Origin of the sequence: Methanobrevibacter sp. (assembly GCF_045116495.1) — an archaeon.
GTDB lineage: Archaea > Methanobacteriota > Methanobacteria > Methanobacteriales > Methanobacteriaceae > Methanocatella.
The window spans coordinates 1-22,651 of sequence record NZ_JBGULU010000201.1 but is presented as its reverse complement, the minus strand read 5'-3'; the positions used below and the strand labels follow the sequence as shown (position 1 = coordinate 22,651).

Here is a 22,651-nt window from a genome sequence, read left to right as displayed (position 1 = left end):
TTACATGATGTTAATGCAAGAATTATGGTACTTATTTTTGTGGTGTTTTTTCTATCTTGTCTTTTTCTTACTTTAATTTACTTTATACCATAAAGTATTTATATAACCTTAAACTCATGTATTAAGTAGAAAGGTTTTGTCAACACTATAACTTATTTTCTCATGTTGATTTTTAAACTGATCTAATTATTTATAAATTAAAAAAAGGTGATTATTTATGGCACAAGGACAACCAATTTTTATTTTACCTGAAGGTACTAACAGGTCTGTCGGTAGAGATGCACAAAGAAATAACATTTTAGCCGGTAAAGTATTGGCTGAAACTGTAAGAACTACTTTAGGTCCAAAAGGTATGGACAAAATGTTAGTTGACGGACTTGGAGACATTGTTGTAACCAACGACGGTGTAACAATCTTAAAAGAAATGGATATTGAACATCCTGCAGCAAAAATGCTCGTAGAAGTAGCAAAAACCCAAGAAGACGAAGTTGGAGACGGAACTACTACTGCAGTTATTATTGCTGGAGAATTATTAAAAAAATCTGAAGGATTACTTGACTCTGACATTCACCCAACAATCATAGCTATGGGATACAGAAAAGCAGCAGAAAAAGCACAAGAAATCTTAGATGAAATTGCAATCGATGATATTGACTCTGACATGTTATTAAAAGTAGCTATGACTGCTATGACTGGTAAAGGAACCGAAGCAGCACGTGAACCATTAGCAAAATTAATCGTAGATGCTGTTGAAGCAGTTGCTGATGATGGTGAAGTTGATATTGACAACATCAAAATCGAGAAAAAAGATGGAGCTGTTGTTGAAGAATCCACCTTAGTTGAAGGTGTAATTGTAGACAAAGAAAGAGTACACCCAGGTATGCCTTCCGAAATCAAAGGAGCAAAAATCGCATTAATCAACACTCCATTAGAAGTTAAAGAAACTGAAATGGATGCTGAAATCACAATCACTGACCCTGCACAAATGCAAGCTTTCATCGAACAAGAAGAAAAAATGGTCAAAGACATGGTTGACAAAGTTGTTTCAGCAGGTGCAAACGTATTGTTCGCACAAAAAGGTATTGACGACTTAGCACAACACTACTTGTCCAAAGCAGGCGTTTTAGCTGTAAGAAGAGTTAAAAAATCTGACATTGAAAAATTATCCAGAGCAACTGGCGCTAACGTAATTACCAATTTAGATGACTTAACTGCTGAAGACTTAGGAGATGCTGGAATCGTAGAAGAAAGAAAAATCTCCGGTGAAGAAATGATCTTCGTAGAAGAATGCAGCGGAGCTAAATCCGTAACATTATTCGTAAGAGGAAGTACCAAACACATCGTAGATGAAATCGTAAGAGCTATCGAAGATGCAATCGGTGTAGTCGCAGCAACTGTAGAAGACGACAAAGTTGTCGCTGGTGGAGGAGCTCCTGAAATCGCAATGGCTAAAAAACTCAAAGACTACGCAGAATCCATTTCTGGTAGAGAACAATTAGCTGTAAACGCATTTGCAGAAGCTTTAGAAATCGTACCAAAAACCTTAGCTGAAAATGCAGGTTTAGACAGCATTGACTCCTTAGTAGACTTAAGAGCAGCTCAAGAAGACTCATTCTACATGGGATTAGATGTATTCACTGGTGAAGTAGCAGACATGAAAGAAGCTGGTGTAATTGAACCAAAACGTGTCAAAAAACAAGCTATCCAATCTGCTTCCGAAGCAGCTGAAATGATTTTAAGAATCGATGACGTAATTGCATCAACCAGAGGTCCAGAAGACATGGGTATGGACCCATCCATGGCTGGCGGAATGCCTCCAATGATGTAGATTTAAAGAAATTTTCATAATTTCTTTTCTTTTTTTTATTTTTATGAAAGACAGACTATTTTTCCAATCATCAGTTAATGATGAAATATATTACTTAAAAGATACTATTTTTGTTAAATTTAATGTTAAACGTAATGGAATTTCCACTTCTAAGTTGAATGGGGGATTTTCCAACAACTTCAAAAGCGTTTTTAACCATCATCTGTCACAGGAAAACATTGATTATCTTGAAAACCATGATGTTGGTGATTATCTAATTCAGCATTGCTGGTCATTAAATATCGATTCCGCTTATTCAACCGGTTTAACAACTCTTGCCAGAATGAAAAATGTGAGCATTGTAACAAAATCGTTTAAAAGTCTGGAAGTTGTTGCATTGACAACTGCAGGGGTTAGAACAAATGCAGTAAGGGCAGGTGACCCTGCAGCATATTATGAGGAAAACGGCAGGTTCGGTACAATAAATACAATCATTTTAATTAATGCTCATTTGGGCTATGAGACATTGCTAGAAGCATTCATGACCGCAACTGAGGCAAAAACAGTTGCACTAAATGATTTGAAAATTCCGTCACAATACTCTAATGGCTATGCAACAGGAACAGGAACTGACGGTTTATGTGTATTTTCTAATTTGGAATCCTCAAATACGATTACAAATGCCGGCAAACACTCTAAATTAGGAGAATTGATTGCAAGTGCTGTTTGCGAATCCGTTAAAAAGGCAGTTAAAAAACAAGTTTGGATATCTGAAAACTCACAATCGAATGCATTAGTTAGACTAAATCGTTATACCTTGGATATCAATGAGTTTTATGATAATCTGGATTACGATAAAGATCTGTTTATTCGTCAGTTACAAAAAGACATGAAAAAGCAGGAAAATGTGGCAATTACAACTTCCGTTTTAAACTTGATTGACGAATTTGAAAATAATTTAATTGAAAAAGAGGATGCTTTAAAATTAGCATGCAGAATAAATGAAAATTGCAGTAGCTATCCGATAAAATGTTTATTGGAATATTGGATTAACTATTTTATCCATTTACATTAAAGTTTGCGTTATCTATAATTCACAATTCCCAACTATTAGTTATAATATTTTTTTTACATTAATGTTTAACATTAATAATTTAAAAAGTAATAAAATTATAGAATATTTTATTAATATTGTGATGTGTTAAAAAGTATAAATATTTTATTAAATATAAATTAGCATATCTTTAGGTGGTGTTATGTTGGGGAATATATTTGAAAAAAATAGCTTTTTAAATATTCAAGATGATCTTAAGTTTTTAATTAATTCTGAAATTCGTTTGAAAATTTTAGGATGTTTATATAACTCTTCGGCATCAATTAAAGAAATAGAAGAAAAAACAGGTTATAGCTATAGTTCTATACTGGATAATATAAATAAACTGGAACAAAGAAATTTTATTTTTAGTATTGAAGACAAATTTTATTTATTTAATAAAACAAAGATTAAATTAACTAATGTACTTTCTTTTAACAAATCATGTTCTTTTTTAAGAGAAAACTCTGATTATTTAAATTTTTCTCTTATAGATATTGATAATGATACTATTAAAGATTTATCTGCACTTGAGGGATCTAAATTAATTGAATCCAATAATGTTGATTTGTTTAAAGCTACTGAAATTTTTCAACGTTCATTGATGGGATTTAAATTTTTAAAAGGAATATTTCCATATTTCCATCCAAAACATGATGATATTATAAGTTATTGGATTGATAATGATTGTACTGTTGAATTGATTCTTCCTGATGCTGTTTCTGAAGCTGTAAAAAATTTTATTAAAGACTATGTGCCTAAAAGTCCTAACATAAAAAATAGATATGTCAAATTAAAACCGAATGATTGCAATATTCAATTTGCATTCACAGTTTCTAATAAATGTTTGGTTTTAGCTTTTTACACTAAAAATGGAGAGTTCAATCAAAATGCAGTTATCACTTCCACTAATCCTGAAGCTATAGAATTTGGATTGAAGCTTTTTGAGGAATATGAAAAATTATGTGGAGATTATGTTTCATTAGAGGATATTATTTATCCAAACGGCAGGGGGGATGGTTATTAGTTCCATTTTTTTCGATGAAAATAGTAATTTAAACGATTTTAATTATTTAAAATTTATTCTTGCATCTGAAACAAGATTAAAATTATTGCTTAGTTTATATGAATCCGATAAAACTATTAAAGAACTTGAATCGGAGTTCAATAGAAAATCTGGGAATATTTCTAGGGGATTAAACGACTTGAAATCTTGTAAGTTTATTACACGTTTACCTAATAAAAAATATGTTGTCACATCTATAGGTTTTTTATTTGCTAAAAATCTAGAGAATCTGTCACTAAATTTTGAAAATATTGACAATTTGGAGAGATTTTGGGAAGATCATTCTATCAAATCAATCCCTAATCGTTTTTTAAAAGACATTTCTTCATTCAGTGCTGTTTCATCGGTAAAGTCCAATATCACAGAATTCGCAAAGCCTATAAACGTATATCTGGATAATATTAAAAAATCTACAGATATATGCATGATTTTACCTGTATTTTCAAAGATTTTTATGGATTCCATATATGAAGCTTTAATTGATCATGAGGGACATTTGGATTTGCTAACTACTAAAACAATCCATGATTTAATAATTAAATCAGATTCTGAAAATTATTTTAAGGCATTAGTCCGTGATAAAAAGATTGATTATTATATTGTTGAAGATCTGTCAAATATCTTTTTCACAGTCTCTGACAAGTTTGCATCAATATTTTTATTCTATGATGATTCTGTCTTTGATAATTCTGAAATGCTTTTAGTTGATGAAGAATCAGGTATTGATGATGCATATAGATTCTATTACTCCTATAAAAAGTATATTTTGAAATAATTTTTTTTATTTCTTTCTTCATTTTTTCATAATTTTTCTTTTACATCGTTATGAATTTAATTTTTCATCGAGTTAATTTTTTTAGTATTGATATTAATTTTTTTATCGATATGAATTTAATTTTTCATCGATATTAATTTTTATCATCAACATGAATTTTTTACATCACCGTGTAATTTTGAAATTTAATTTTAATTTTTTAATTAATATTATATTTTCATAGGTATTGAGAATTTTTAGCATATTTTTGAAAATTTTTGTTTTCAGATTAATTAAAATCATGTTAATAGAAAATCATCATGAACCTTTAAAAATATTATCCAATCAATATTTATCTAGTAATACTAATACTATACATTGATAAGTAGTAACTTTTATATATGGGGCTTGTAATATATTAAAATAGAAAACATTTGTATTCTATTTAGTTATTTCTAAATTAACATGTTTTTAATCATGTTTTTTAATGAAATAAGTGTTTAGACGGGTTATTTATAAACATTTTTTGTTTATATTTACTTGTTTTTACACTTAAATTTTGTATGAATGTTTTAATTAAAAGAGGTGAAAAAAATGGCAACTTTTAAAGGATTTGCAATGAAAAGACTCAATGAAATCGGATGGGTAGAAAAAGAAGTTCCTGAATGTGGACCAATGGATGCAATCATTAAACCAACTTGTGTATCTCCATGTACTTCCGATATTCACACTGTATGGGAAGGCGCTATCGGTGACAGAAGAGACATGATTTTAGGTCACGAAGCTGTTGGTGAAGTTGTTCAAGTAGGTGACATGGTTAAAAAATTCAAACCTGGTGACCGTGTAATTGTTCCTGCTATTACTCCTGACTGGGATGACGAAGCAGCACAAAGAGGATTCCCATCACAAACAACCGAACCTCTCGGTGGTTGGAAATTCTCCAACTTCAAAGACGGTGTATTCGGTGAAAGATTCCACGTAAACATGGCAGACGCAAACTTAACATTCATCCCTGACGGATTATCCGACGAAGGTGCATGTATGTTAACCGACATGTGGTCTACCGGTATGATGGGTTCCGAAAACGCAAACATTCCTTTAGGTGGATCTGTATTAGTTATCGGTATCGGTGCAGTAGGTCTTTCCGCTATTGCTGGTGCTAAATGTTTAGGTGCAGGAAGACTATTCGCAGCAGGTACTCGTCCAATTTCCGTCGAAGTTGCTAAAAAATACGGCGCAACCGACATCATCAACTACAAAAACGGACCAATCGACGAACAAGTAAGAGAATTAACTGACGGTGCTGGTGTAGACTCAGTAGTTATTGCAGGTGGTAACTTAGAAAACACATGGGCTGAAGCAATTAAATCCGCAAAAGCAGGAGGAACCGTATCCAACGTAAACTACTTAAGTGGTGCTGACAACGTATTAATCCCTCGTGTAGAATGGGGTTGCGGTATGTCAAACATTAACATTACAAACGGATTATGTCCTGGTGGAGCAGTAAGAATGGAAAGACTTGCTGACTTAGCATTATGCGGCAGACAAGACCCAGAATTATTAGTTACCCACAAATTCAAAGGTCTTGAAAAAATCGAAGATGCATTACTCTTGATGAAAGACAAACCTAAAGACTTAATCAAACCTGTTGTAATGTTAGATCTTGACTAAACACGTTTTGTGTAATGATTTTTATCATTACATATTCTCTTTTTTTTAATAAGGTGATATTAATGAAAGTTGCAGTTATTGGTGGAACTGGTCCACAAGGTCTTGGAATTGCAAAAAGATTTGCAATTGAAGGCGTTGAAGTAATTGTTGGATCTCGTAAAGAAGAAAAAGCTTTAACTATCGTTGAAGAAACAATTGAAGAACTTAAAGATTATGATTTAAATATTGTAGGTATGGCTAATGAAGATGCAGCAAAAGCTGGGGATGTTTTAATCCTCACTGTGCCTCTTGCAGCTCAAAAACCTACTCTTGAAGGTATTAAAGAATTTTGTAATGATAAAATTGTTCTTGATGCAACTGTTCCTCTTGAAACAGCTATCGGTGGAAAACCTTTCCGTTTCATTGACTTAATGGAAGGTTCTGCTGCAGAAAGGACTGCTAAAATCCTCGATGGAACTGGTGCAAAGGTAATATGTGCATTTTGTAATATCAGTAACTCCCATTTGTCCAATATTCCAAATGAAATTGACTGTGATTGTTTAATTGCAGGGGATGATAAGGAAGCTAAAGAAGTTGCAATTGAACTCATTAATAAACTTCCAGGTATCCAAGCAATCGACTGTGGAATATTAGAAAAATCAAGGATAATCGAAAAAATCACTCCATTATTAATTGGATTGAACATTAAGTACAGATCCCATTATGGTGGACTTAGAATTACTGGAATTCCACAATTTGAACAATAATGTGTAAATTTAGATAACTATTCTATACTGCTCTATTAATAAATTGTTGTATTCTAAATATCTTTGGACATCTTATGATATTTAATTTCAACAGTAGTTGAATATTGGAAGTTATGTAAATGTTTATTCATAATTTCCTAATATTTAACTATATATGCATCTATGAGCATAGTTATATATAGGTGATTTAAATGATAATGGTTTTGGCAAAAGCAATTCCTAAAGATGAAGATGCATGTGCAAAAATTGTAGAATTTGCACAAGACTTAATTGAAAACACTAAAAAAGAAGATGGGAATATAGATTATAATTTATATTCTAATACTGCAGATGGCACATTGTTATTTGTAGAACAATGGGAATCAAAAGAAATCTTAGGTTCACATTTGCAAACAGATCATTTCATCAGATTCGGGGAAAATATTCAAGATTTAGTTTCAACTGACCTCATAATTGATGTCTTTGATGCTAATGCTGTCGATTTATAATTTTCTTTTTTTTCTCTTTTTTTTTAATTATTATTCTTTAAGATTAAAATCCACTATATCTCCATTATCTTGAACTATTTTTGCAATAGCTTCTTCAGCATTATTTAATTTAGCATTGCATACTTTAACTAAATTCATAGCTTTTGTAAATTCATCAATGGCATCATCCAACGGCACGTCACCGTTTTCTAATTTGTTCACGATTTCTTCTAATTGTTCTATGCTTTCTTCAAAAGTTAATTCTTCCATTATATCACCCTTGTATTAATTGTTCCATCATCAAATTCAATATCCAGTTCATCTCCACTTTTCACATCTTTTACACTTGATACGACTTTATCATCAATTTTAGCTATCGAATAACCTCTTTTTAATGTCAAAAGCGGATTTAAAATTTTCAATTTTTCAACATTTCTTAAAAATGTTTCTTTTTTGGCTTTAGTTACCTCTTCAGGATTTCTTAAAACCGATCTTGACTCGAGTTTAAGCAATTTATTCCTATTTTCTGAAATAATGTTTGAGGATGTAAAATTTAACTTGTTAATCAAACTGTCTAAATGCATTTCTTTGATTTGATAAATTGATTCCGGATTTTTAAATATCTGCTTTTGAGATATATTTTCAACTTTTGCCCTATTCAGAGTTAATTTATCATTAATGCTTTTATTGATTCTTTGAGATAACTGAGTAACTTTGTATTGGACTTCTTTTATTTCAGGCACTGCAATTTCTGCGGCGGCGGTTGGTGTTGCAGCTCTTTTATCGGCTACAAAATCAGATATTGTATAGTCAATTTCGTGGCCTACAGCGCTTATGACCGGAATTTCACATGCATAAATTTCGCGTGCAACAATTTCCTCATTAAATGGCCATAAATCTTCAATGCTTCCTCCGCCCCTTCCGACAATTAATGTATCTAAATCATATTCTTGGGCATGTTTTATTTGGCGTACAATTTGGCCTGCAGCCATATCTCCCTGAACGAGTGTTGAAAATACCAAAACTTCACAATAAGGGTATCTTCTTCTGATTGTTGTTATAATATCTCTTATGGCAGCGCCGGTTTGTGCGGTAACAACTCCAATCCTTTGAGGATATTTTGGAATCGGTTTTTTGTGGGCATCAGCAAATAATCCTTCTTTTTCAAGCTTTTTCTTTAATTGTTCAAAAGCAATATGTAGGTTTCCAATTCCATCTTCGGTCATTGTTGAAGCATATAGCTGATATTTGCCGTCTCTTTCATAAACTTCAATTTTGCCTTTAATGATTACCTTCATTCCGTTCTCGGGCTGGAATTTGAGTCCATATTTTCTTCCTTTAAACATCACTGCCGGAATTTGTGATTTTTCATCTTTTAGGGTAAAATAACTGTGTCCACTTGGATATGTTTTGAAATTAGATATTTCACCCTTTACGTAGACATTCTTCAAATTATTGTCAAATTTCAGCTTTCTGTTGATGTAGGCGTTAATTTGAGATACTGTTAAGCATTCAATCTCCATAGCTTCACCTTTTATTTAATGGTGTTACTATGTTGTTTATACTAATTACATTTTTTCATTTCAAATTCAATATTACCTTAAACGCTTCGGAAGTCATTTTGCCGACAAATTAAATGGTATTCACTATATTTATATATTAAATTGAACATATTTTCAAAATGGAATAGATTTTAACTAAAAAACTGAATAAATGAGGAATTTTAATGGCGGCTTTCGAAAGAGTTAAATCAGGTATTGACGAGTTGGACGAAACTTTAGACAATATTCGTCTAGGTGATAATGTAGTATGGCAGGTTTCAAATTTAAAGGAATTTTCCTATTTTGTAAATCCCTATGTGAAACAGGCTCTGGAAGATAAAAGAAATTTAATTTACATTAATTTCGGTCAGCATGAGCCTTTAATCCCAATGGATGAAAGTGATTTTGAAGAACTTGAAGCCGAAAGAAAGAATCCGGATACTGAATTTGCAATGATTGAAAAGGACGGGATTAAAATCTATAAGGTGGATCCGATGGAGCAATTCGAATCATTTACATTGGAAGTCCACAATATCATAACAAAAGAGGGATTTGATGCCTTTTATGTCTTTGACTGTCTGTCTGACCTGCAGGCGGCATGGGCAACAGATTTGATGATGGGAAATTTCTTTAGAGTAACATGTCCTTATTTGTTCATTCTTGATACGGTTGCATTTTTCCCGGTTATTCGTGGAAAGCACTCATTTGAATCCATTGCAAAAATAAGAGAGACAACCCAGCTGTTTTTGGATGTTTATTCCAAAAACAATGATGTTTATGTTCATCCTTTAAAAGTATGGAACAGATACTCTCAAACAATGTTTTTAGGCCATAAGTATGATCCCGAAACAGGCAGTGTAACAACATTGACTGATGGAATGGAGGTTTCCAAATTTTATCAGGTAATCAATTCCGCTTCCGCATTCAATAATGAGCAGAGTACTGACAGCTGGGAAAGATTCTTTACAGCTACGGAACTCCTGCACCAAAATGGGGTTGACGTATCAGACAAATGTGATTTAATGTGTTCAATGATGCTGGCTAAAGACGATAAAGTCATTGAAAAAGTCAAACAGTACTTTGACTATGAGGATTATATCAGCATCTACAACCGTCTGGTTGGAAGTGGAATGATAGGGGGTAAAGCCTGCGGAATGTTACTTGCTCGTAAAATCATTGAAAAGGACCGTCCAGATTTATATGAACATTTTGAACCTGATGATTCATTTTATATTGGTTCCGATTTATTCTACACATACATAGTTTCAAATGATTTGTGGAACATTCGCGTAAAGCAGAGAACAAAGGAAGGATATTATGAAGCAGGTCGTGAATTGGAGGAAGGTCTTAAAAACGGAACATTTCCAGATGACATAAAAAACGAATTCAGAAGGGTTTTGGATTATTTCGGTCAAAGCCCAATAATTGTGCGTTCAAGCAGTCTTTTGGAAGACGGATTCGGAAATGCATTTGCAGGTAAATACGAATCTGTTTTTTGTGTTAACAGAGGGTCTCTTGAAGAAAGACTTGAAGCATTTGAAGAAGCCGTCAAAACAGTTTACGCAAGTACCATGAACATTTCAGCTTTGGAATACCGCTCATTAAATGATTTGGATGACTGTGATGAACAGATGGGACTTCTGGTTCAAAGGGTGTCAGGATCATATTATGAAGACTATTTCTTCCCGACAATAGCGGGTGTTGGATTCTCATACAGCCCATACTCTCCGCAGCCGGACATGGGACATAATGGAGGAATGTTAAGGCTTGTAATGGGTCTCGGTACCAAAGCGGTTGACAGAACTCAAAATGATTATCCTAGGATAATTAATTTAGACAGGCCTCATGCAATAGACCACCCTGATGTTGCAGAACGCCATAAATACTCACAGCATTCCTTGGATGTTCTTGATTTAAAGGAAATTTCCCTGCATGAAATTCCAGTCGAAGAAGGTCTTTCAGTTTTGCCTAGGTATGCTAAAAGACCTGTAATCGAACATGATACTGAAGCTGAAAGAAGATTCAGGGAAAGGGGAAGAAGACGTGAAATCGTATTTGTAAACTGTAACGGCATAGTCAACAATGACAAGTTCATTGCAATGATGAAGGATTTGCTCAAAACACTTGAAACTGCCTATGACTATCCGGTTGATGTGGAATATACTGTCAATATAGGTGCGGATAATTCATTTGTTGTAAATCTCCTGCAGTGCAGGCCGCTTCAAATCTCAACAACAAAAGAAGTTATTGAAATACCGGAGGATGTCGGTGAAACTTATTTCCACATTAAAAAGGCGTCAATGGGGCGTTCCAGAAAAGAAAACATAGGTACATTGGTCTATGTTGACTCACACAAGTATTACGAATATCCATATGCCAAAAAGAGCCTGATTGCAAGAATAATTGGTGAGATTAACTCATATTGCAAAGAAAATGACCGGACCTCAATGCTGATAGTTCCTGGAAGAATCGGAACATCATCTCCCGAACTCGGAATTCCTGTTGTTTTTGCAGAAATCAGTCAATTCAGAGCTATTTTGGAAGAATCCTACAGTAAAGTGGGTTATGTTCCGGAGTTGTCATTTGGAAGTCACATGTTCCAAGATTTGGTTGAAGCTGATATTTATTATGGAGCTATTTTTGAAAATGAGAAAAGATTGGCTTTTAATAAAGATTTAATTAAAGATTATCCCAATAAATTGCTTGACATTAATGCAGAACTTGACGATGAAATATATGATATGATTCATGTAGTTGATTTTGATGAGGACAATCTTGAATTTTACCATGATATGAGAAATGATGAATCTAAATGTATTTTAAATTGAAAATACAATATATCTCATAAGGTGAACATATGAAAGTTAAAGATGAATTATTTGGCAAAGAAGTTCTTGACGCTGACATTCAAATTGTTGGTAAGGTAAGTGATGTAGTCATGGACAAACATACCTTTGAAGTAACTGACTTGGTTCTTAAAAAGACAGGATTTTCTGAACAAATCAAATCCAGCGAAAATATGATTCCAATGGAAATGGTTAAAGTAATTGGAGACAAAATTTTGCTTAAAGGCGAAGATGATATTTAATTGATTAATATGGTTTCTAAAGAATACTTAATTGATTTATTGAAGAAAAATGAAGTATTTCTTGAAGGTGATTTTACTTTATCTTCAGGAAAGAAAAGCAATTACTACATTAACATGAAGAAAGCTATTACTGAGCCTGAAATTTTATCAACCATTTCAAAGCTTATTACAGAAAAAATAGCCGAAGAAGATGTTGATAAAGTTGCAGGACCTGCCTTGGGTGCAGTTCCAATAGCTACTGCGGTTTCTCTGGAATCAAAACTTCCATTATTGATGATTCGTAAAGAAAAGAAAGGTTACGGTACTTCCAAACTCATTGAAGGTGAGTTAAATGAAGGAGATAATGTTATTGTTGTTGAAGATGTTTCCACTACTGGCGGATCACTTCTCAAGGCAATCAATGCAATCCAGGATAATGGAGGAAATGTAAAAAGAGCCTTTGTTGTTGTCGACAGGCAAGAAGGGGCCATTGAAGAGTTTGAAAAAACGGGAATAAAACTGGAACCTTTGATAACTGTTGATGAATTTTTTGCTTAAAAAAATAGAATTATGATGAAAAATTAATTTCATCATTTTTTCACATGATGAACAAAATGAGGAAGTTCATCAATTATTATCTCTAATGCAGTCTTCACTGCATTTGGAGAGCCCGGCATAGAAAATATTATGCTTTTTTTATAGATTCCTGCAGTTGCTCTTGAAAGCAATGCTGCGGAACCTATTTCCTCATAAGATTTCATTCTAAAGATTTCTCCAAAACCGTCAAGTTTTTTCTCGAAAAGATTTTCTACAGTTTCAACAGTAATGTCTCTGGAATCGAGACCGGTTCCGCCAGTTGTTAGAATAACATCAATGTCTTCTGATATCATCTCCTCGATGGCATTAATCAGATCTTCTTTTTCATCGGGAATCAAACTCCTTTTGGATAATTTGTATCGGGCAGCAATTTCTTCTGAAATGTATTCACCGGACAAATCTGCCTTTTTTGATTTTCTACTGTCGCTGAGAGTTATCACACCGCATGAGATGTCTTTTGATGATTCATTTTGATGTTGTTTTGATGTTTCACTTTTCATAATTGTCTCCTATTGGTTGTTAATCTTTCCTTTAATTTGATTATATTCGTCTAACCTTTTAATTAATTTATCGCTAGGGTAGTAAAATGTTATTTTTCCAAATGTTTCCCTAGTTGCATATTTGTGGTTACAAATAATGTCCAAGTGATATGTTATTGTTTTGTAATCTAGTTTCAGCTGTTTTGATAATTGATTGGCATTGCTTGGCATATTTAATAGTGCATCTATAATTCTCATTCTTGTTTGTCCACCAGTTTCACTTATTAATATTGTAAATAGTTCTTTATCAGTAATATTTAACATACTCTGGATATTATTTGTTTGTTTCATTAATATCCCTCATAATACTTTAGCAGGCTTTTTGCCCATTTTATTGCATTCTCATCTTTTCCAATTAAAATCTGAGAATCGTCATAATGTCCGTCTTTAAAGAATAAAGTTAGGGACATGAATTCTTCCGAATAAGTTAAAAATATTTTTAAATTAAAGTTAATGACTTTAAAAATCACTTTCTCGTTTTCAAGTAATTCTTTTTTAAATAACTCATTTTCATTAATTGAGTTATATATTTCATCACTAATGATTAATTTCAAATATTCAATTTTTCCATTATTTAAAAGATCAATGATGTGTTTGAAATGATTTTCTGAGTATATTGGCAGGATAATGTGTAAGTTCTTTGCATTGGAGATTAATTCAATGTATTTGTTGAATGCTATTGATAAATCACTTGTTGTTGAGTTAATGTATTCTGCATCTTTTAAAAGATATATTTTTCTAATTATTTCATCCGGAATGTCATAGAGGTCATGATTGTCCCAAAAAACTTCGCTACGACCTAAAGAATACCAATTTTCAATCAATTTAATCATGTTAGTGGTCAGGAGGTATCCGTTTGATGTTAGTTCATAATACTTCTGTGCCCGTCTAACTAAATTAATTGATTCCAGTTCTTTCAGTCCGTGTAATATTGTAGCGGAAGGTTTTTTTAACTCATTCCTTAATTCATCTAAATTTTTTGGAATTTCATATAGCGCCAAAAGTAGTTTTGTACGCATGCTGGATGTCAATATGTATTTAACATTTTTGAATTCCTCATTTAGTTGCCTTTTTGTTTGAAGATTGGTCATTTTATCACCATATGTTTCACGTGTTTAAAAAGCTTTTCAGCCCATTCATGTGACTTTTCATCATCTGAGACCAGAATTCGGTTTTGATCAAAGCTGCCGTCATTTTTAAATAGTCCCAAACTCATTTTATCATCACAAATTGTAAGGTACAAATTCAATTCGTTTGTAACTGTATAAACTATCAGTCTTCCCTGATTGATTGCATCTTTTTTTACCAAGTCATTAATTGGTGACATTATTGCCTTAAAAAGGACTCTTGGAATGACCAATTCTACAGAGCCTCCATTTTTCAATATTGTTTCAATTAAATCAGGATATTCCGGATGCAAATATGGGAAAATAGCTTTCACATTTTTTGATTCAATTAATTGATTTTTAGTTGTATTATGTGTTTTATAGATGTCTAGCGGTGTTGTTTCAATTAATTTGGAGTCTTTTAAATCAATGATGTTCTCCATTGAATCAATACTGAGCTGATTTATATTGTGCTGGTTCCAAAAAGCACCATAGTCAATTATTATGTCGATGCTTCTTTTAAAGTCCATCAGAGTTTCAAAATAAATTTTAGACATTGGATTGAGGTAGTATTCCTTTTCAATCTTGTGAATAAATTCATTTTCCTCTAATTTGCTTATATTGCTTGAAACAGAACTATAATTGATTTTTGTCTTTTTAACAAGCCCACGGATATTTTCTGGCTTTTCATAAAGTTCGCTTAGAATTTTTAATCGGATTTCGGATTGTGCAAGGAATTTAAGGTTTCCATTAATTTCGTTGCATGTGTACATTTTTTGTCTCCTATTGTTTTTTTGATAAAAAAATTCTTTAAATCTCAAAGAATTTTTCTGTAATATCAGTTTTAACATCTAAATTTAAATAGATTTTTCCAAACTCCTTCCTAATTAATCCAAAATCTATTATAAGTTTTTTCCACTTTGTTTCCAATCTTTTAACAATTATTTTCCAAATTTTTTCTAGTTTTTTCCCAGTCTTCTTGATATTACCTCCCAATTTTCTCCCAACTCATTACAATTTCAAGTCAATATTGTAATGGTTTTCAAGATATTGCTAAGATTTATTAGTTTTTATTTTGTAAATATTAATCATGGAAATTTGTTATGTGTTGGATGCTTCTGCATTTATTAATGGGTTTCAAATCACATCTTCAAAAAATTTCACAGTGCCCGAAATCACTGAAGAAATCAAAGATTTCGAATCCCGTTTGAAATTTGATGCTGCGCTCAATGATAAGCTATTAGTTATACAAGATGTAAATTTGAAGTATCTATGTTGTGTTAATGATATTATTTATGAAAGTGGTGATATTTTAAGATTGTCATTACCGGACAAAAAATTGATTGCATTGGCATATATGCTATCTCAACAGGGAGAGAATGTAAAGGTAATTACTGATGATTACACCATCCAAAACACATTAAAAATTATGGATATTCCATATTCCGGTGTAATAACCGAAGGGATTAAGGGAATATACAATTGGAAAAAGGTATGCCAAGGTTGTAAAAAGGAGTTTCCCGAAGACTATCCATTCGATGATTGTGAAATATGCGGATCTGAAATTTTCAAAAAAAGAATCAAGGTGAACAAATGAAAATAGGAGTTGTGGTTCATGGACCCAATATAATTGATTCTGGATATGCATTAAAATTAATTAACTTATTTAAAGAATATGGTGAAGTTTCAGTCAGATTGGGTGGAACCATGGGTCGAACTGCAGTAATTGATGCTAGTTTGGAAAATGTCATTGACATTTCAAAAAAGCTGGTTCCAAGTGACTCTTTAAAAATATTCCATGATGAGGATGTTGATGTGATATTTTTACTTAATTATGGAAAATCTGATGTTACAGGTCAGGTATTTGGATATAAGGTTTATAATCACTATGTTGATAAAATTGATGATAATAACATTCCAATTATACAGATTGAAAGGCCTGGTGAAGAGGATGGTAGTGTCATACCTTGGAATAATGAATTGGATATGGTTGATGAGATGTCTGAAAAACTAAATTTGGCCGTTGTCACACCTGAAGAGGTTTACAATAATCACATTAGGCAAGATGATGTGGGGATTAATCAGAGAATAGTTCATGGTGTAAGTCCAGGTGAAAATATAATGGTTAACAGTGTTGTCATTGGGAAAACAAATTCTGACAAGCTCACTTTAATCGCCAAGGACAACCATATTGTGGATATTATTGGCGGGGAACTTAAGGAGCATGGCCTTGAAAAGTTGGGGGAAGTTGATTTGGAATCCGCCATTATTAAAACCGGTCTTTTAAGACATGCTAAAGTAAAACCGAGGGTTATTGGTCATGATGATTGCAAGGAATATAAGGTAACATTCCTGGATCATGCCGGTGAGGATGTTTATAAATTCAGGGATTCATCACTGGTCATCACTGTTGGTGATGACACAACATTGATATCCTCTGATATTTTATACAGATTTGATATACCAGTAGTTGGAATAACTGATGGTGATTTGGACAAGGTCGTAGAATCTGGATTTAAGGTAAAAAATTCTATCATTTTTGAGGTTGAAAGTGGTTTTGATGATGTCTGCGGTCAAGATATTAAAAGGATTATGTTCGGTGATGAACAGATTACATATGATTATTCAAACATCGATGAGGTTAAAGACAAAATCATCGAAATAATAAAAAATATTAATTGCAAATACAAAATTAATTATATCAAATAAAGGAAGTGTAATCTTTGGATTTTAAAAATCTCGTTAGTGAAATTCAAGAATTTAAGGGAGTGTCCCGTAAAAGCTCTATTGACAATGTGATTTCTCTTTTGAAAGAATCATATAATGTTTCAGGAGATGTTGTCATTGACATTGGAGATGATGCTTCAGCTATTGACATTGGAAATAATCAAGTGGTATTGCTTGCCGCCGATGGAATCTGGGGAGATATAATGAATGTGAACCCCTACTGGGCAGGATACTGTTCTGTACTTGTTAATGTTAATGATATTGCTGCAATGGGTGGAAAACCACTTGCAATGGTAAACATAATGTCAATAAGTAATGATGAGATTTATGAGGATTTATTAAATGGGATTAAAGATGGATGCTTGAAATTTGGCGTTCCAATGGTGGGAGGACACTTGCATCCTGACGGTGAAGTGGACTCATTAGGAGTAGCTATTGTTGGAATTGCTCAAAAAGACAAAATGATAACAAGTTTTGGAGCTGAAGTCGGTGATAAAGTAATTGTCGCAATAGACTTGGACGGGAAGCCTCATGAAATGTTTAGCTTAAACTGGGATACTACATATGACAAGGATGCACAATTGGTCCGAGACCAGATTACTGCTGTTCAATACCTGGCGGAAAATGATTACATTAAATCAGGTAAGGACATTTCAAACCCCGGAATATTGGGAACATTGGAAATGCTTTTAGAAACCTCCAATAGAGGTGCTGTTGTTAATCTTGAAGATATTCCTCGAAATGAAAGTGTGGAATGGGTGGATTGGCTCAGATCTTATCCGGGTTCAGGTTTTGTTTTCACTGCCTCCGAAGAAAAATGTGACTTTATCAAAGAATATTTAGCAAAATACTCAATAGAAGCCAATGTGGTTGGTGAAGTTACAGATTCAAATTCACTATATTTGAATTATGGTGATGAACAGGCAGAAGTCTTCAATCAAGAAAAAAATCCTGTATTCATATTCAGATAGCATAATTATTTAATCAGATGGAAATTTGAAAAAATGTTTTAATCGAAGGTGGTTTTCTTGGATGTAGGAAAAATTATATCAAACTCATTGAAATACCCTTTTAGGAATATTAAGAAATTGCCAATCCTGATGATTCTTTTTATTCTGGTTGCTATAGTTCCTATTGGTATGATATTGGACAATAGATATGTTGTAATCTGTGGTGTTATTGCATTTTTCTTATTTATTCTAATTACTCCGGGATATCTGTTGTCATTTGTTCAAATAGGTTTGAATGAATCTGCCATGTTTCCTTCCCTAAGTTTTACACAGGACATATATAATACTCTTAGGATATTCGTATTGAGAATTGTATATATGATTGTTCCTGCAGCAGTATTTTTCATTTCTTTGTCCACTTTGGGAATATCAAGTATTGACATGCTAAAAGACCTGAATATTATCGGCTTTTTGCTGACTATGGGTTTGGCTTTATTTATAGTTTTAATTGTCTATATTCTATTTGAAGTTCTTTTATTCTTTGCAAAAGCTCGTTTGGCTTATTTGAATAGTCTGTCAGAATCTTTAAAAATGCATAAGGTCATTAAAGATATCAGAAATATTGGTGTTGGCAATATAATCAAATGGTTAATATTTATGGCAATATTAATGATTGTTGCTTCATTTGTTTCCTCATGGGTAATTGCAATTCCGTATGTAGGATTCATAATCTATTTGGCTATTATAATTCCAATATTGGAAAGTATAGGAAATTATTCTTTAGGTTTGCTTTATTCAAACATTGCAGATAAAGAGGATGATTTGGACAAATTGGAAAGAGAAATTGAAGTAATCAAATATTTAAATTAAGATGGTTAAACTTATTGACGGTCTTAATCTTTTCTGTTTTTTTTAAACTTAAAATCAATATTTATCTCATTTTAAAAAAAGAAAAAAATTCAAGGATTACAGACTTTGCACGGTATGTATCCCTGTGAAATTGCATCATTCCTGCTATTGAAATATACTCTGTTGTGATCGGCTGTTTTCTGACCCCAGCTGCAGGTTGACTTATGGAATTTTCCTGAATTGGAGTTTCCAATATAGCTTCCTGAGTCGCTGGAACTTGATCCTGCATCTGACTGCGTATTTGCATAGGTGTGATGTGCGGTTGGAATGTGTGTCGAATCATTTGCCCAACTGTACGGATAAAATTCGCTTGGTGGGATATACATTACCTCAGCAAGACCTTCTTTTAAAAGCATCTCGTTTACATTTTTGCCGTCAACAATTACGACAGCTAATGTACGGCCATATTTGTCAGAATGTTTGGAATTGTCAATATCAAGACCCACTTCCTTGTTTAAACATAATTTCTGAACGAAAGTTTTTGATGCAACATATCCTTCAACGCCTCTTTCCGGGGTATTGACGCCGACAAATCGCACTTTTTTACCATTGCTTAAATAAATTGTGTCTCCGTCAACAACTTCTGTGCACACTGCCCGTTCTTCAACATTACAGTCAGTATCATCGTATTTGCTTAAAATATCTGATGCGGACATGTCTGAATATTTTGAACTTGAAATGCTATGAGTAAATCCTGTTCCGGTATATGCACTGGCTATTGAGATTGCACCAATGGCCAGTATTAAAATTGCGAGTAAAGAAAAAACATGTTTTTTGGTAATTTGCATTTCTTTTCCCTCCTTATTATTATTGTTAGAATATTGTGTTAATATAGTTTTTGAAATTCAAATAAATAATTTTAATATATAATAAAATAATAAATATATAATATTAAAAATTCTTATTAGGAGATTGTATGTTAATTAAAATTAATGGAGAAGAAATGGATGTGGCGGAAGGCTCTTCAATTCAAGATGTTATTGAGGAGACTAATGCTCCATATACTCCTGGTAGTATTGTTTGTTTGATTAAGGGAAAAAAGGAACTTGAAAAAAATATAAGCAAATATAAAATTAAAACAACTCAAGGTTCCATAATCCTCCAGCTCGATGAATCTGATGAAGCCAAACCATTAGTTGACGTTTGGAAAAATCAGTATGAAGAGTTTGTTGATTTAGATATCAGATGGTCTACTCCTACTGAAGTAGCAATTGGACCTATCGTAACTGATTTGGAACCTACTCATGATGAATTTAAATATTTTGAAGGGGACGTTGTTTTAAGTTTATCCAGTTTTAGTAATGAGTCCACTCATTTGATAATGCTTAAAGAGAATACCACAAATGTTTATAGTGTGCCTCCATATAATAAGGGTATTTTTGCTCGGATTATTGGAGGTAAAAAGACATTGGAACATCTTACTGATGATGATAAGGTAACAGGCATTGAACCAATCATTGAGAGGAGCACCACTACAGATAGTGCTTCAGTGTCTGATTTGAGCATTGTTTTAGAGGAAGGAAATGAGCTGTACACTTATATTTCTTTTGAAATCGATGAAAAATCGCCGGTTTGTGTTGAACATTTATTTTCTATAGTTAAAGATGGCAGAATTAAAGTTTCTTTTGATAGTGAATCTTTTGTTGGTTTTTATGAACTTGAAGGTCTTGAAAAGCCTAAGGAACATACCACCAAAAGAAACCGTGGAACAATGACTATCAGGAATAATGGAAAAGGTGTTGGAAAACTATTTATCTATCGTGAAAACAGAGTTTTAACTCCAAATCACACAACTGTAGGTAATATTGTTCAAGGTATGGAACTTATTGATATAGCAAAAGAAAATGACTTTATTACAGTCAAATCAGAACAGAAAAGATTAATGCTATTAAGTAAAACTCAAGGCGAAGCTACAAAAATGTTAACTGAAGCTGGTGTTGAGCATTTAATTGATGGATTGATTGATGATGATGCAATTATTATCGAACAAAATCCACTACATACGATTGATATCCTAAAAGAAGGTAAAGTAATAACTAAATCTATCAATAAAGATGATTTATGTAAAATTAAATTTGTTGATAATGCGCCAAGGTCTGTAAGATACTTCAAGCTATTGTCCGGTCTTTTGGAAAATCCAATCGGTCAGATAAAGGTTCACTTTGCAGTGCCTGGAATGCACATAGTTATTTTTGAAGGGGATAAAAAAACTGCTAAAGGTTTGATTCCTGAAAATAATCCTACTGATAAAGTAATAAGAGGTCAAGTTGGTATTACTAACATGTCTTCTAAAAGTGCAGGTTTGATTGGTGTTAGATTTGAAGATAACACTGAATTCGGACCAACTGCAGAAACTTTTGGAGCAACAAATATTGTTGGCGAGATTGTTTCTGATTATGATCATCTTGAAAAATTAAAAGAAGGAGTTGTAGTATATGTCACCGAATCTAACAATGAGTCCTGATTTGGGTAAGGAAGATTGGGACCCTGATGTAATTACTCGTATGATTTTTATTGGGCCGGGAGCTCATGTAAGTGAACAGGAGATAGTAAGTGAATTTCATATGCTTGGTTTGCCTCTTACAATAAAGAACACTTGTTACGGATCTATGATAAGTGGTAAAAGTGAAGATGTTTATAAAGCAATCGAAGAAATAAGAAAACTAGATCCGAGCCACATTTTCACAAAAGAAAGGGGTTTTGCTCCAGGAGATCCTAGAAGATGCAGAGGTCACAGATTTGGACCTAGGGAAGGATTCCACCAAATGGAAAAAGAATACAGAATACTTGGTTTTGTCTCAGAAGCTTTGGATAATCCTAAAGAAGTTGAATTGGAAGAGAAAAAACCAATTGAAGTTGACGAATTTAAAAAAATCATGAATGAATGTTTAGAAAATAAAGAATAGGTGAAAATATGGTTAAAATAGCTATTTATCCTCCAAATTCATTAATCTTAGCAGATTTACTTGAAAGAAAAGGTCATACTCCTTTAGTTCTTCAAAAGCAAATTAGACAAAAAATCAAAGACCCGGAGATTGATTCTCCACCGATGAATATTACTGAAGAAGACCCAATTAAAGGTCTTAAATATGCGGCTATCGAAGTTCCTTCCGGTGTTCGTGGAAGAATGGCGATTATCGGACCTCTTATAGATGAAGCGGAAGCAGCTATTGTGGTTGATGGAGCTCCATATGGTTTCGGTTGTATTGGCTGTGCTAGAACTAATGAACTGTCAATATTTTTACTTAGGAATAAGGGAATTCCTGTTTTGGAACTTACATATCCTAATAATCAGGATGAAACATATGTGATGGTAAATGAAATTAACAGATTTGTAGATTCACTTGAAGAAACTGCTGAGGAGGAATAATAATATGGTTAAAATTGCTTTAGTTTCATGTGGAACAGAATATAGTGGAATTCAAAAAGAAATTGAAAAAGCGGCAAATAAATTTGGTGCAGAAATTGTTCTTCCTGAAATTGATTTAGATTACATTGATGAATCATATGAAAAATTTGGATTTTCAGCTCAAAGTTCAAGTTTGAAGCTGATGATTGCAAGAGCTATGGCTATTGTCGAGGGCAGATCCAAACCGGATGCAGTTTTCATT

The 22,651-nt window shown here is 32.8% G+C and carries 25 protein-coding genes and 1 pseudogene; 18 read left to right on the top strand and 8 right to left on the bottom strand.

The annotated features are described in order from the left end of the window. Positions 1 to 217 precede the first annotated feature (217 nt). The 7 genes from thsA to ACJMLH_RS10655 all read left to right on the top strand — a co-directional run bounded on the left by thsA (position 218) and on the right by ACJMLH_RS10655 (position 7,625). The gene (gene thsA, locus ACJMLH_RS10685; protein ID WP_405277536.1) at positions 218 to 1,828 is read left to right on the top strand and encodes a thermosome subunit alpha; all 1,611 of its coding nucleotides are present in this window, start codon (positions 218 to 220) and stop codon (positions 1,826 to 1,828) included. A 43-nt stretch (positions 1,829 to 1,871) separates the two neighbouring features. Then, positions 1,872 to 2,882: an adenosylcobinamide amidohydrolase gene (locus tag ACJMLH_RS10680; RefSeq protein ID WP_405277533.1), complete on the top strand. Its 1,011-nt coding sequence runs from the start codon at positions 1,872 to 1,874 to the stop codon at positions 2,880 to 2,882. 181 nt (positions 2,883 to 3,063) lie between these two features. Beyond that, complete coding sequence (locus tag ACJMLH_RS10675; protein ID WP_405277531.1) at positions 3,064 to 3,927, top strand: helix-turn-helix transcriptional regulator; 864 nt, start codon at positions 3,064 to 3,066, stop codon at positions 3,925 to 3,927. Continuing rightward, positions 3,917 to 4,741 (top strand): helix-turn-helix transcriptional regulator, encoded by an 825-nt coding sequence (locus ACJMLH_RS10670; protein WP_405277528.1) that lies wholly within the window; start codon positions 3,917 to 3,919, stop codon positions 4,739 to 4,741. Before ACJMLH_RS10675 ends, ACJMLH_RS10670 begins: the two co-directional genes overlap by 11 nt. 573 nt (positions 4,742 to 5,314) lie before the next feature. Continuing rightward, complete coding sequence (locus ACJMLH_RS10665) at positions 5,315 to 6,391, top strand: NAD(P)-dependent alcohol dehydrogenase (RefSeq protein WP_405277525.1); 1,077 nt, start codon at positions 5,315 to 5,317, stop codon at positions 6,389 to 6,391. A 62-nt stretch (positions 6,392 to 6,453) separates the two neighbouring features. Next, entirely contained in the window at positions 6,454 to 7,137 is a 684-nt protein-coding gene (gene npdG / locus ACJMLH_RS10660) for an NADPH-dependent F420 reductase (protein ID WP_405277522.1), read from the top strand. A 191-nt stretch (positions 7,138 to 7,328) separates the two neighbouring features. Beyond that, positions 7,329 to 7,625, top strand: a complete 297-nt coding sequence (locus ACJMLH_RS10655; protein WP_405277520.1) for a putative quinol monooxygenase — start codon at positions 7,329 to 7,331, stop codon at positions 7,623 to 7,625. A gap of 30 nt (positions 7,626 to 7,655) precedes the next feature. On the opposite strand, the gene ACJMLH_RS10650 is transcribed toward ACJMLH_RS10655, so the two are convergent. Both ACJMLH_RS10650 and xseA read right to left on the bottom strand, forming a co-directional pair. Continuing rightward, complete coding sequence (locus ACJMLH_RS10650; RefSeq protein WP_405277517.1) at positions 7,656 to 7,874, bottom strand: exodeoxyribonuclease VII small subunit; 219 nt, start codon at positions 7,872 to 7,874, stop codon at positions 7,656 to 7,658. Beyond that, positions 7,874 to 9,127: an exodeoxyribonuclease VII large subunit gene (gene xseA, locus ACJMLH_RS10645; RefSeq protein WP_405277515.1), complete on the bottom strand. Its 1,254-nt coding sequence runs from the start codon at positions 9,125 to 9,127 to the stop codon at positions 7,874 to 7,876. Before xseA ends, ACJMLH_RS10650 begins: the two co-directional genes overlap by 1 nt. A gap of 203 nt (positions 9,128 to 9,330) precedes the next feature. Between xseA and ACJMLH_RS10640 the strand changes: the two genes are divergently transcribed. Genes ACJMLH_RS10640 through pyrE form a run of 3 tightly spaced genes read left to right on the top strand, consistent with a single transcriptional unit; the run spans position 9,331 to position 12,770 of the window. Beyond that, positions 9,331 to 11,973 carry a PEP/pyruvate-binding domain-containing protein gene (locus ACJMLH_RS10640; RefSeq protein ID WP_405277513.1) on the top strand — a complete coding sequence of 881 codons (2,643 nt, stop codon included), beginning with the start codon at positions 9,331 to 9,333 and terminating at the stop codon, positions 11,971 to 11,973. Positions 11,974 to 12,002: 29 nt separating this feature from the next. Further along, a complete protein-coding gene (locus ACJMLH_RS10635) occupies positions 12,003 to 12,233 on the top strand; it encodes a PRC-barrel domain-containing protein (protein ID WP_405277511.1) in 231 nt (76 codons plus the stop codon). Between the two features lie 9 nt (positions 12,234 to 12,242). Then, the gene (pyrE, locus tag ACJMLH_RS10630; RefSeq protein ID WP_405277509.1) at positions 12,243 to 12,770 is read left to right on the top strand and encodes an orotate phosphoribosyltransferase; all 528 of its coding nucleotides are present in this window, start codon (positions 12,243 to 12,245) and stop codon (positions 12,768 to 12,770) included. Between the two features lie 32 nt (positions 12,771 to 12,802). Here the strand turns inward: pyrE and ACJMLH_RS10625 are convergent, their stop codons facing one another. The 5 genes from ACJMLH_RS10625 to ACJMLH_RS10605 are packed head-to-tail and all read right to left on the bottom strand — an operon-like array spanning position 12,803 to position 15,450. Continuing rightward, complete coding sequence (locus ACJMLH_RS10625; RefSeq protein ID WP_405277507.1) at positions 12,803 to 13,309, bottom strand: molybdenum cofactor biosynthesis protein B; 507 nt, start codon at positions 13,307 to 13,309, stop codon at positions 12,803 to 12,805. 9 nt (positions 13,310 to 13,318) lie between these two features. Then, the gene (locus ACJMLH_RS10620; protein WP_405277505.1) at positions 13,319 to 13,639 is read right to left on the bottom strand and encodes an ArsR/SmtB family transcription factor; all 321 of its coding nucleotides are present in this window, start codon (positions 13,637 to 13,639) and stop codon (positions 13,319 to 13,321) included. Beyond that, the gene (locus tag ACJMLH_RS10615; protein WP_405277503.1) at positions 13,639 to 14,439 is read right to left on the bottom strand and encodes a helix-turn-helix transcriptional regulator; all 801 of its coding nucleotides are present in this window, start codon (positions 14,437 to 14,439) and stop codon (positions 13,639 to 13,641) included. The genes ACJMLH_RS10620 and ACJMLH_RS10615 overlap by 1 nt, the downstream gene beginning before the upstream one ends. Then, positions 14,436 to 15,227, bottom strand: coding sequence for a helix-turn-helix transcriptional regulator (locus ACJMLH_RS10610; protein WP_405277501.1), 792 nt, complete (start codon positions 15,225 to 15,227; stop codon positions 14,436 to 14,438). The genes ACJMLH_RS10615 and ACJMLH_RS10610 overlap by 4 nt, the downstream gene beginning before the upstream one ends. A gap of 37 nt (positions 15,228 to 15,264) precedes the next feature. Further along, positions 15,265 to 15,450 carry a hypothetical protein gene (locus tag ACJMLH_RS10605; RefSeq protein WP_405277499.1) on the bottom strand — a complete coding sequence of 62 codons (186 nt, stop codon included), beginning with the start codon at positions 15,448 to 15,450 and terminating at the stop codon, positions 15,265 to 15,267. A gap of 94 nt (positions 15,451 to 15,544) precedes the next feature. Between ACJMLH_RS10605 and ACJMLH_RS10600 the strand changes: the two genes are divergently transcribed. The 4 genes from ACJMLH_RS10600 to ACJMLH_RS10585 are packed head-to-tail and all read left to right on the top strand — an operon-like array spanning position 15,545 to position 19,001. Continuing rightward, a complete protein-coding gene (locus ACJMLH_RS10600) occupies positions 15,545 to 16,051 on the top strand; it encodes a ribonuclease VapC (protein ID WP_405277497.1) in 507 nt (168 codons plus the stop codon). Beyond that, positions 16,048 to 17,163 (top strand): DUF2117 domain-containing protein, encoded by a 1,116-nt coding sequence (locus ACJMLH_RS10595; protein ID WP_405277495.1) that lies wholly within the window; start codon positions 16,048 to 16,050, stop codon positions 17,161 to 17,163. Before ACJMLH_RS10600 ends, ACJMLH_RS10595 begins: the two co-directional genes overlap by 4 nt. A gap of 14 nt (positions 17,164 to 17,177) precedes the next feature. Continuing rightward, positions 17,178 to 18,152, top strand: a complete 975-nt coding sequence (locus ACJMLH_RS10590; RefSeq protein ID WP_405277493.1) for a methanogenesis marker 2 protein — start codon at positions 17,178 to 17,180, stop codon at positions 18,150 to 18,152. Between the two features lie 57 nt (positions 18,153 to 18,209). Beyond that, on the top strand, positions 18,210 to 19,001 hold the full coding sequence (locus ACJMLH_RS10585) for a DUF4013 domain-containing protein (RefSeq protein ID WP_405277491.1): 792 nt from the start codon (positions 18,210 to 18,212) through the stop codon (positions 18,999 to 19,001). An 89-nt stretch (positions 19,002 to 19,090) separates the two neighbouring features. Here ACJMLH_RS10585 and ACJMLH_RS10580 read toward each other — a convergent pair whose 3' ends face one another. Continuing rightward, on the bottom strand, positions 19,091 to 19,828 hold the full coding sequence (locus tag ACJMLH_RS10580; RefSeq protein ID WP_405277488.1) for a thermonuclease family protein: 738 nt from the start codon (positions 19,826 to 19,828) through the stop codon (positions 19,091 to 19,093). A gap of 128 nt (positions 19,829 to 19,956) precedes the next feature. On the opposite strand from ACJMLH_RS10580, the gene ACJMLH_RS10575 reads away from it, so the two are divergent. The 4 genes and pseudogenes from ACJMLH_RS10575 to ACJMLH_RS10560 form a co-directional block, all read left to right on the top strand. Further along, positions 19,957 to 21,504 (top strand): methanogenesis marker 3 protein, encoded by a 1,548-nt coding sequence (locus ACJMLH_RS10575; RefSeq protein ID WP_405277485.1) that lies wholly within the window; start codon positions 19,957 to 19,959, stop codon positions 21,502 to 21,504. Next, a complete protein-coding gene (locus ACJMLH_RS10570) occupies positions 21,476 to 21,946 on the top strand; it encodes a methanogenesis marker 6 protein (RefSeq protein ID WP_295609180.1) in 471 nt (156 codons plus the stop codon). The genes ACJMLH_RS10575 and ACJMLH_RS10570 overlap by 29 nt, the downstream gene beginning before the upstream one ends. An 8-nt stretch (positions 21,947 to 21,954) precedes the next feature. After that, positions 21,955 to 22,410: a methanogenesis marker 5 protein gene (locus tag ACJMLH_RS10565; RefSeq protein ID WP_405277482.1), complete on the top strand. Its 456-nt coding sequence runs from the start codon at positions 21,955 to 21,957 to the stop codon at positions 22,408 to 22,410. A 4-nt stretch (positions 22,411 to 22,414) separates the two neighbouring features. Beyond that, a pseudogene (locus ACJMLH_RS10560) lies at positions 22,415 to 22,651 on the top strand (methanogenesis marker 15 protein); the annotation flags it as partial.

Coding starts and splice junctions, on each gene's coding strand:
- thsA (WP_405277536.1), top strand. CDS start 218: ATGGCACAAGGACAACCAATTTTTATTTTACCTGAAGGTACTAACAGG.
- ACJMLH_RS10680 (WP_405277533.1), top strand. CDS start 1,872: ATGAAAGACAGACTATTTTTCCAATCATCAGTTAATGATGAAATATAT.
- ACJMLH_RS10675 (WP_405277531.1), top strand. CDS start 3,064: ATGTTGGGGAATATATTTGAAAAAAATAGCTTTTTAAATATTCAAGAT.
- ACJMLH_RS10670 (WP_405277528.1), top strand. CDS start 3,917: ATGGTTATTAGTTCCATTTTTTTCGATGAAAATAGTAATTTAAACGAT.
- ACJMLH_RS10665 (WP_405277525.1), top strand. CDS start 5,315: ATGGCAACTTTTAAAGGATTTGCAATGAAAAGACTCAATGAAATCGGA.
- npdG (WP_405277522.1), top strand. CDS start 6,454: ATGAAAGTTGCAGTTATTGGTGGAACTGGTCCACAAGGTCTTGGAATT.
- ACJMLH_RS10655 (WP_405277520.1), top strand. CDS start 7,329: ATGATAATGGTTTTGGCAAAAGCAATTCCTAAAGATGAAGATGCATGT.
- ACJMLH_RS10650 (WP_405277517.1), bottom strand. CDS start 7,874: ATGGAAGAATTAACTTTTGAAGAAAGCATAGAACAATTAGAAGAAATC.
- xseA (WP_405277515.1), bottom strand. CDS start 9,127: ATGGAGATTGAATGCTTAACAGTATCTCAAATTAACGCCTACATCAAC.
- ACJMLH_RS10640 (WP_405277513.1), top strand. CDS start 9,331: ATGGCGGCTTTCGAAAGAGTTAAATCAGGTATTGACGAGTTGGACGAA.
- ACJMLH_RS10635 (WP_405277511.1), top strand. CDS start 12,003: ATGAAAGTTAAAGATGAATTATTTGGCAAAGAAGTTCTTGACGCTGAC.
- pyrE (WP_405277509.1), top strand. CDS start 12,243: ATGGTTTCTAAAGAATACTTAATTGATTTATTGAAGAAAAATGAAGTA.
- ACJMLH_RS10625 (WP_405277507.1), bottom strand. CDS start 13,309: ATGAAAAGTGAAACATCAAAACAACATCAAAATGAATCATCAAAAGAC.
- ACJMLH_RS10620 (WP_405277505.1), bottom strand. CDS start 13,639: ATGAAACAAACAAATAATATCCAGAGTATGTTAAATATTACTGATAAA.
- ACJMLH_RS10615 (WP_405277503.1), bottom strand. CDS start 14,439: ATGACCAATCTTCAAACAAAAAGGCAACTAAATGAGGAATTCAAAAAT.
- ACJMLH_RS10610 (WP_405277501.1), bottom strand. CDS start 15,227: ATGTACACATGCAACGAAATTAATGGAAACCTTAAATTCCTTGCACAA.
- ACJMLH_RS10600 (WP_405277497.1), top strand. CDS start 15,545: ATGGAAATTTGTTATGTGTTGGATGCTTCTGCATTTATTAATGGGTTT.
- ACJMLH_RS10595 (WP_405277495.1), top strand. CDS start 16,048: ATGAAAATAGGAGTTGTGGTTCATGGACCCAATATAATTGATTCTGGA.
- ACJMLH_RS10580 (WP_405277488.1), bottom strand. CDS start 19,828: ATGCAAATTACCAAAAAACATGTTTTTTCTTTACTCGCAATTTTAATA.
- ACJMLH_RS10575 (WP_405277485.1), top strand. CDS start 19,957: ATGTTAATTAAAATTAATGGAGAAGAAATGGATGTGGCGGAAGGCTCT.
- ACJMLH_RS10570 (WP_295609180.1), top strand. CDS start 21,476: ATGTCACCGAATCTAACAATGAGTCCTGATTTGGGTAAGGAAGATTGG.
- ACJMLH_RS10565 (WP_405277482.1), top strand. CDS start 21,955: ATGGTTAAAATAGCTATTTATCCTCCAAATTCATTAATCTTAGCAGAT.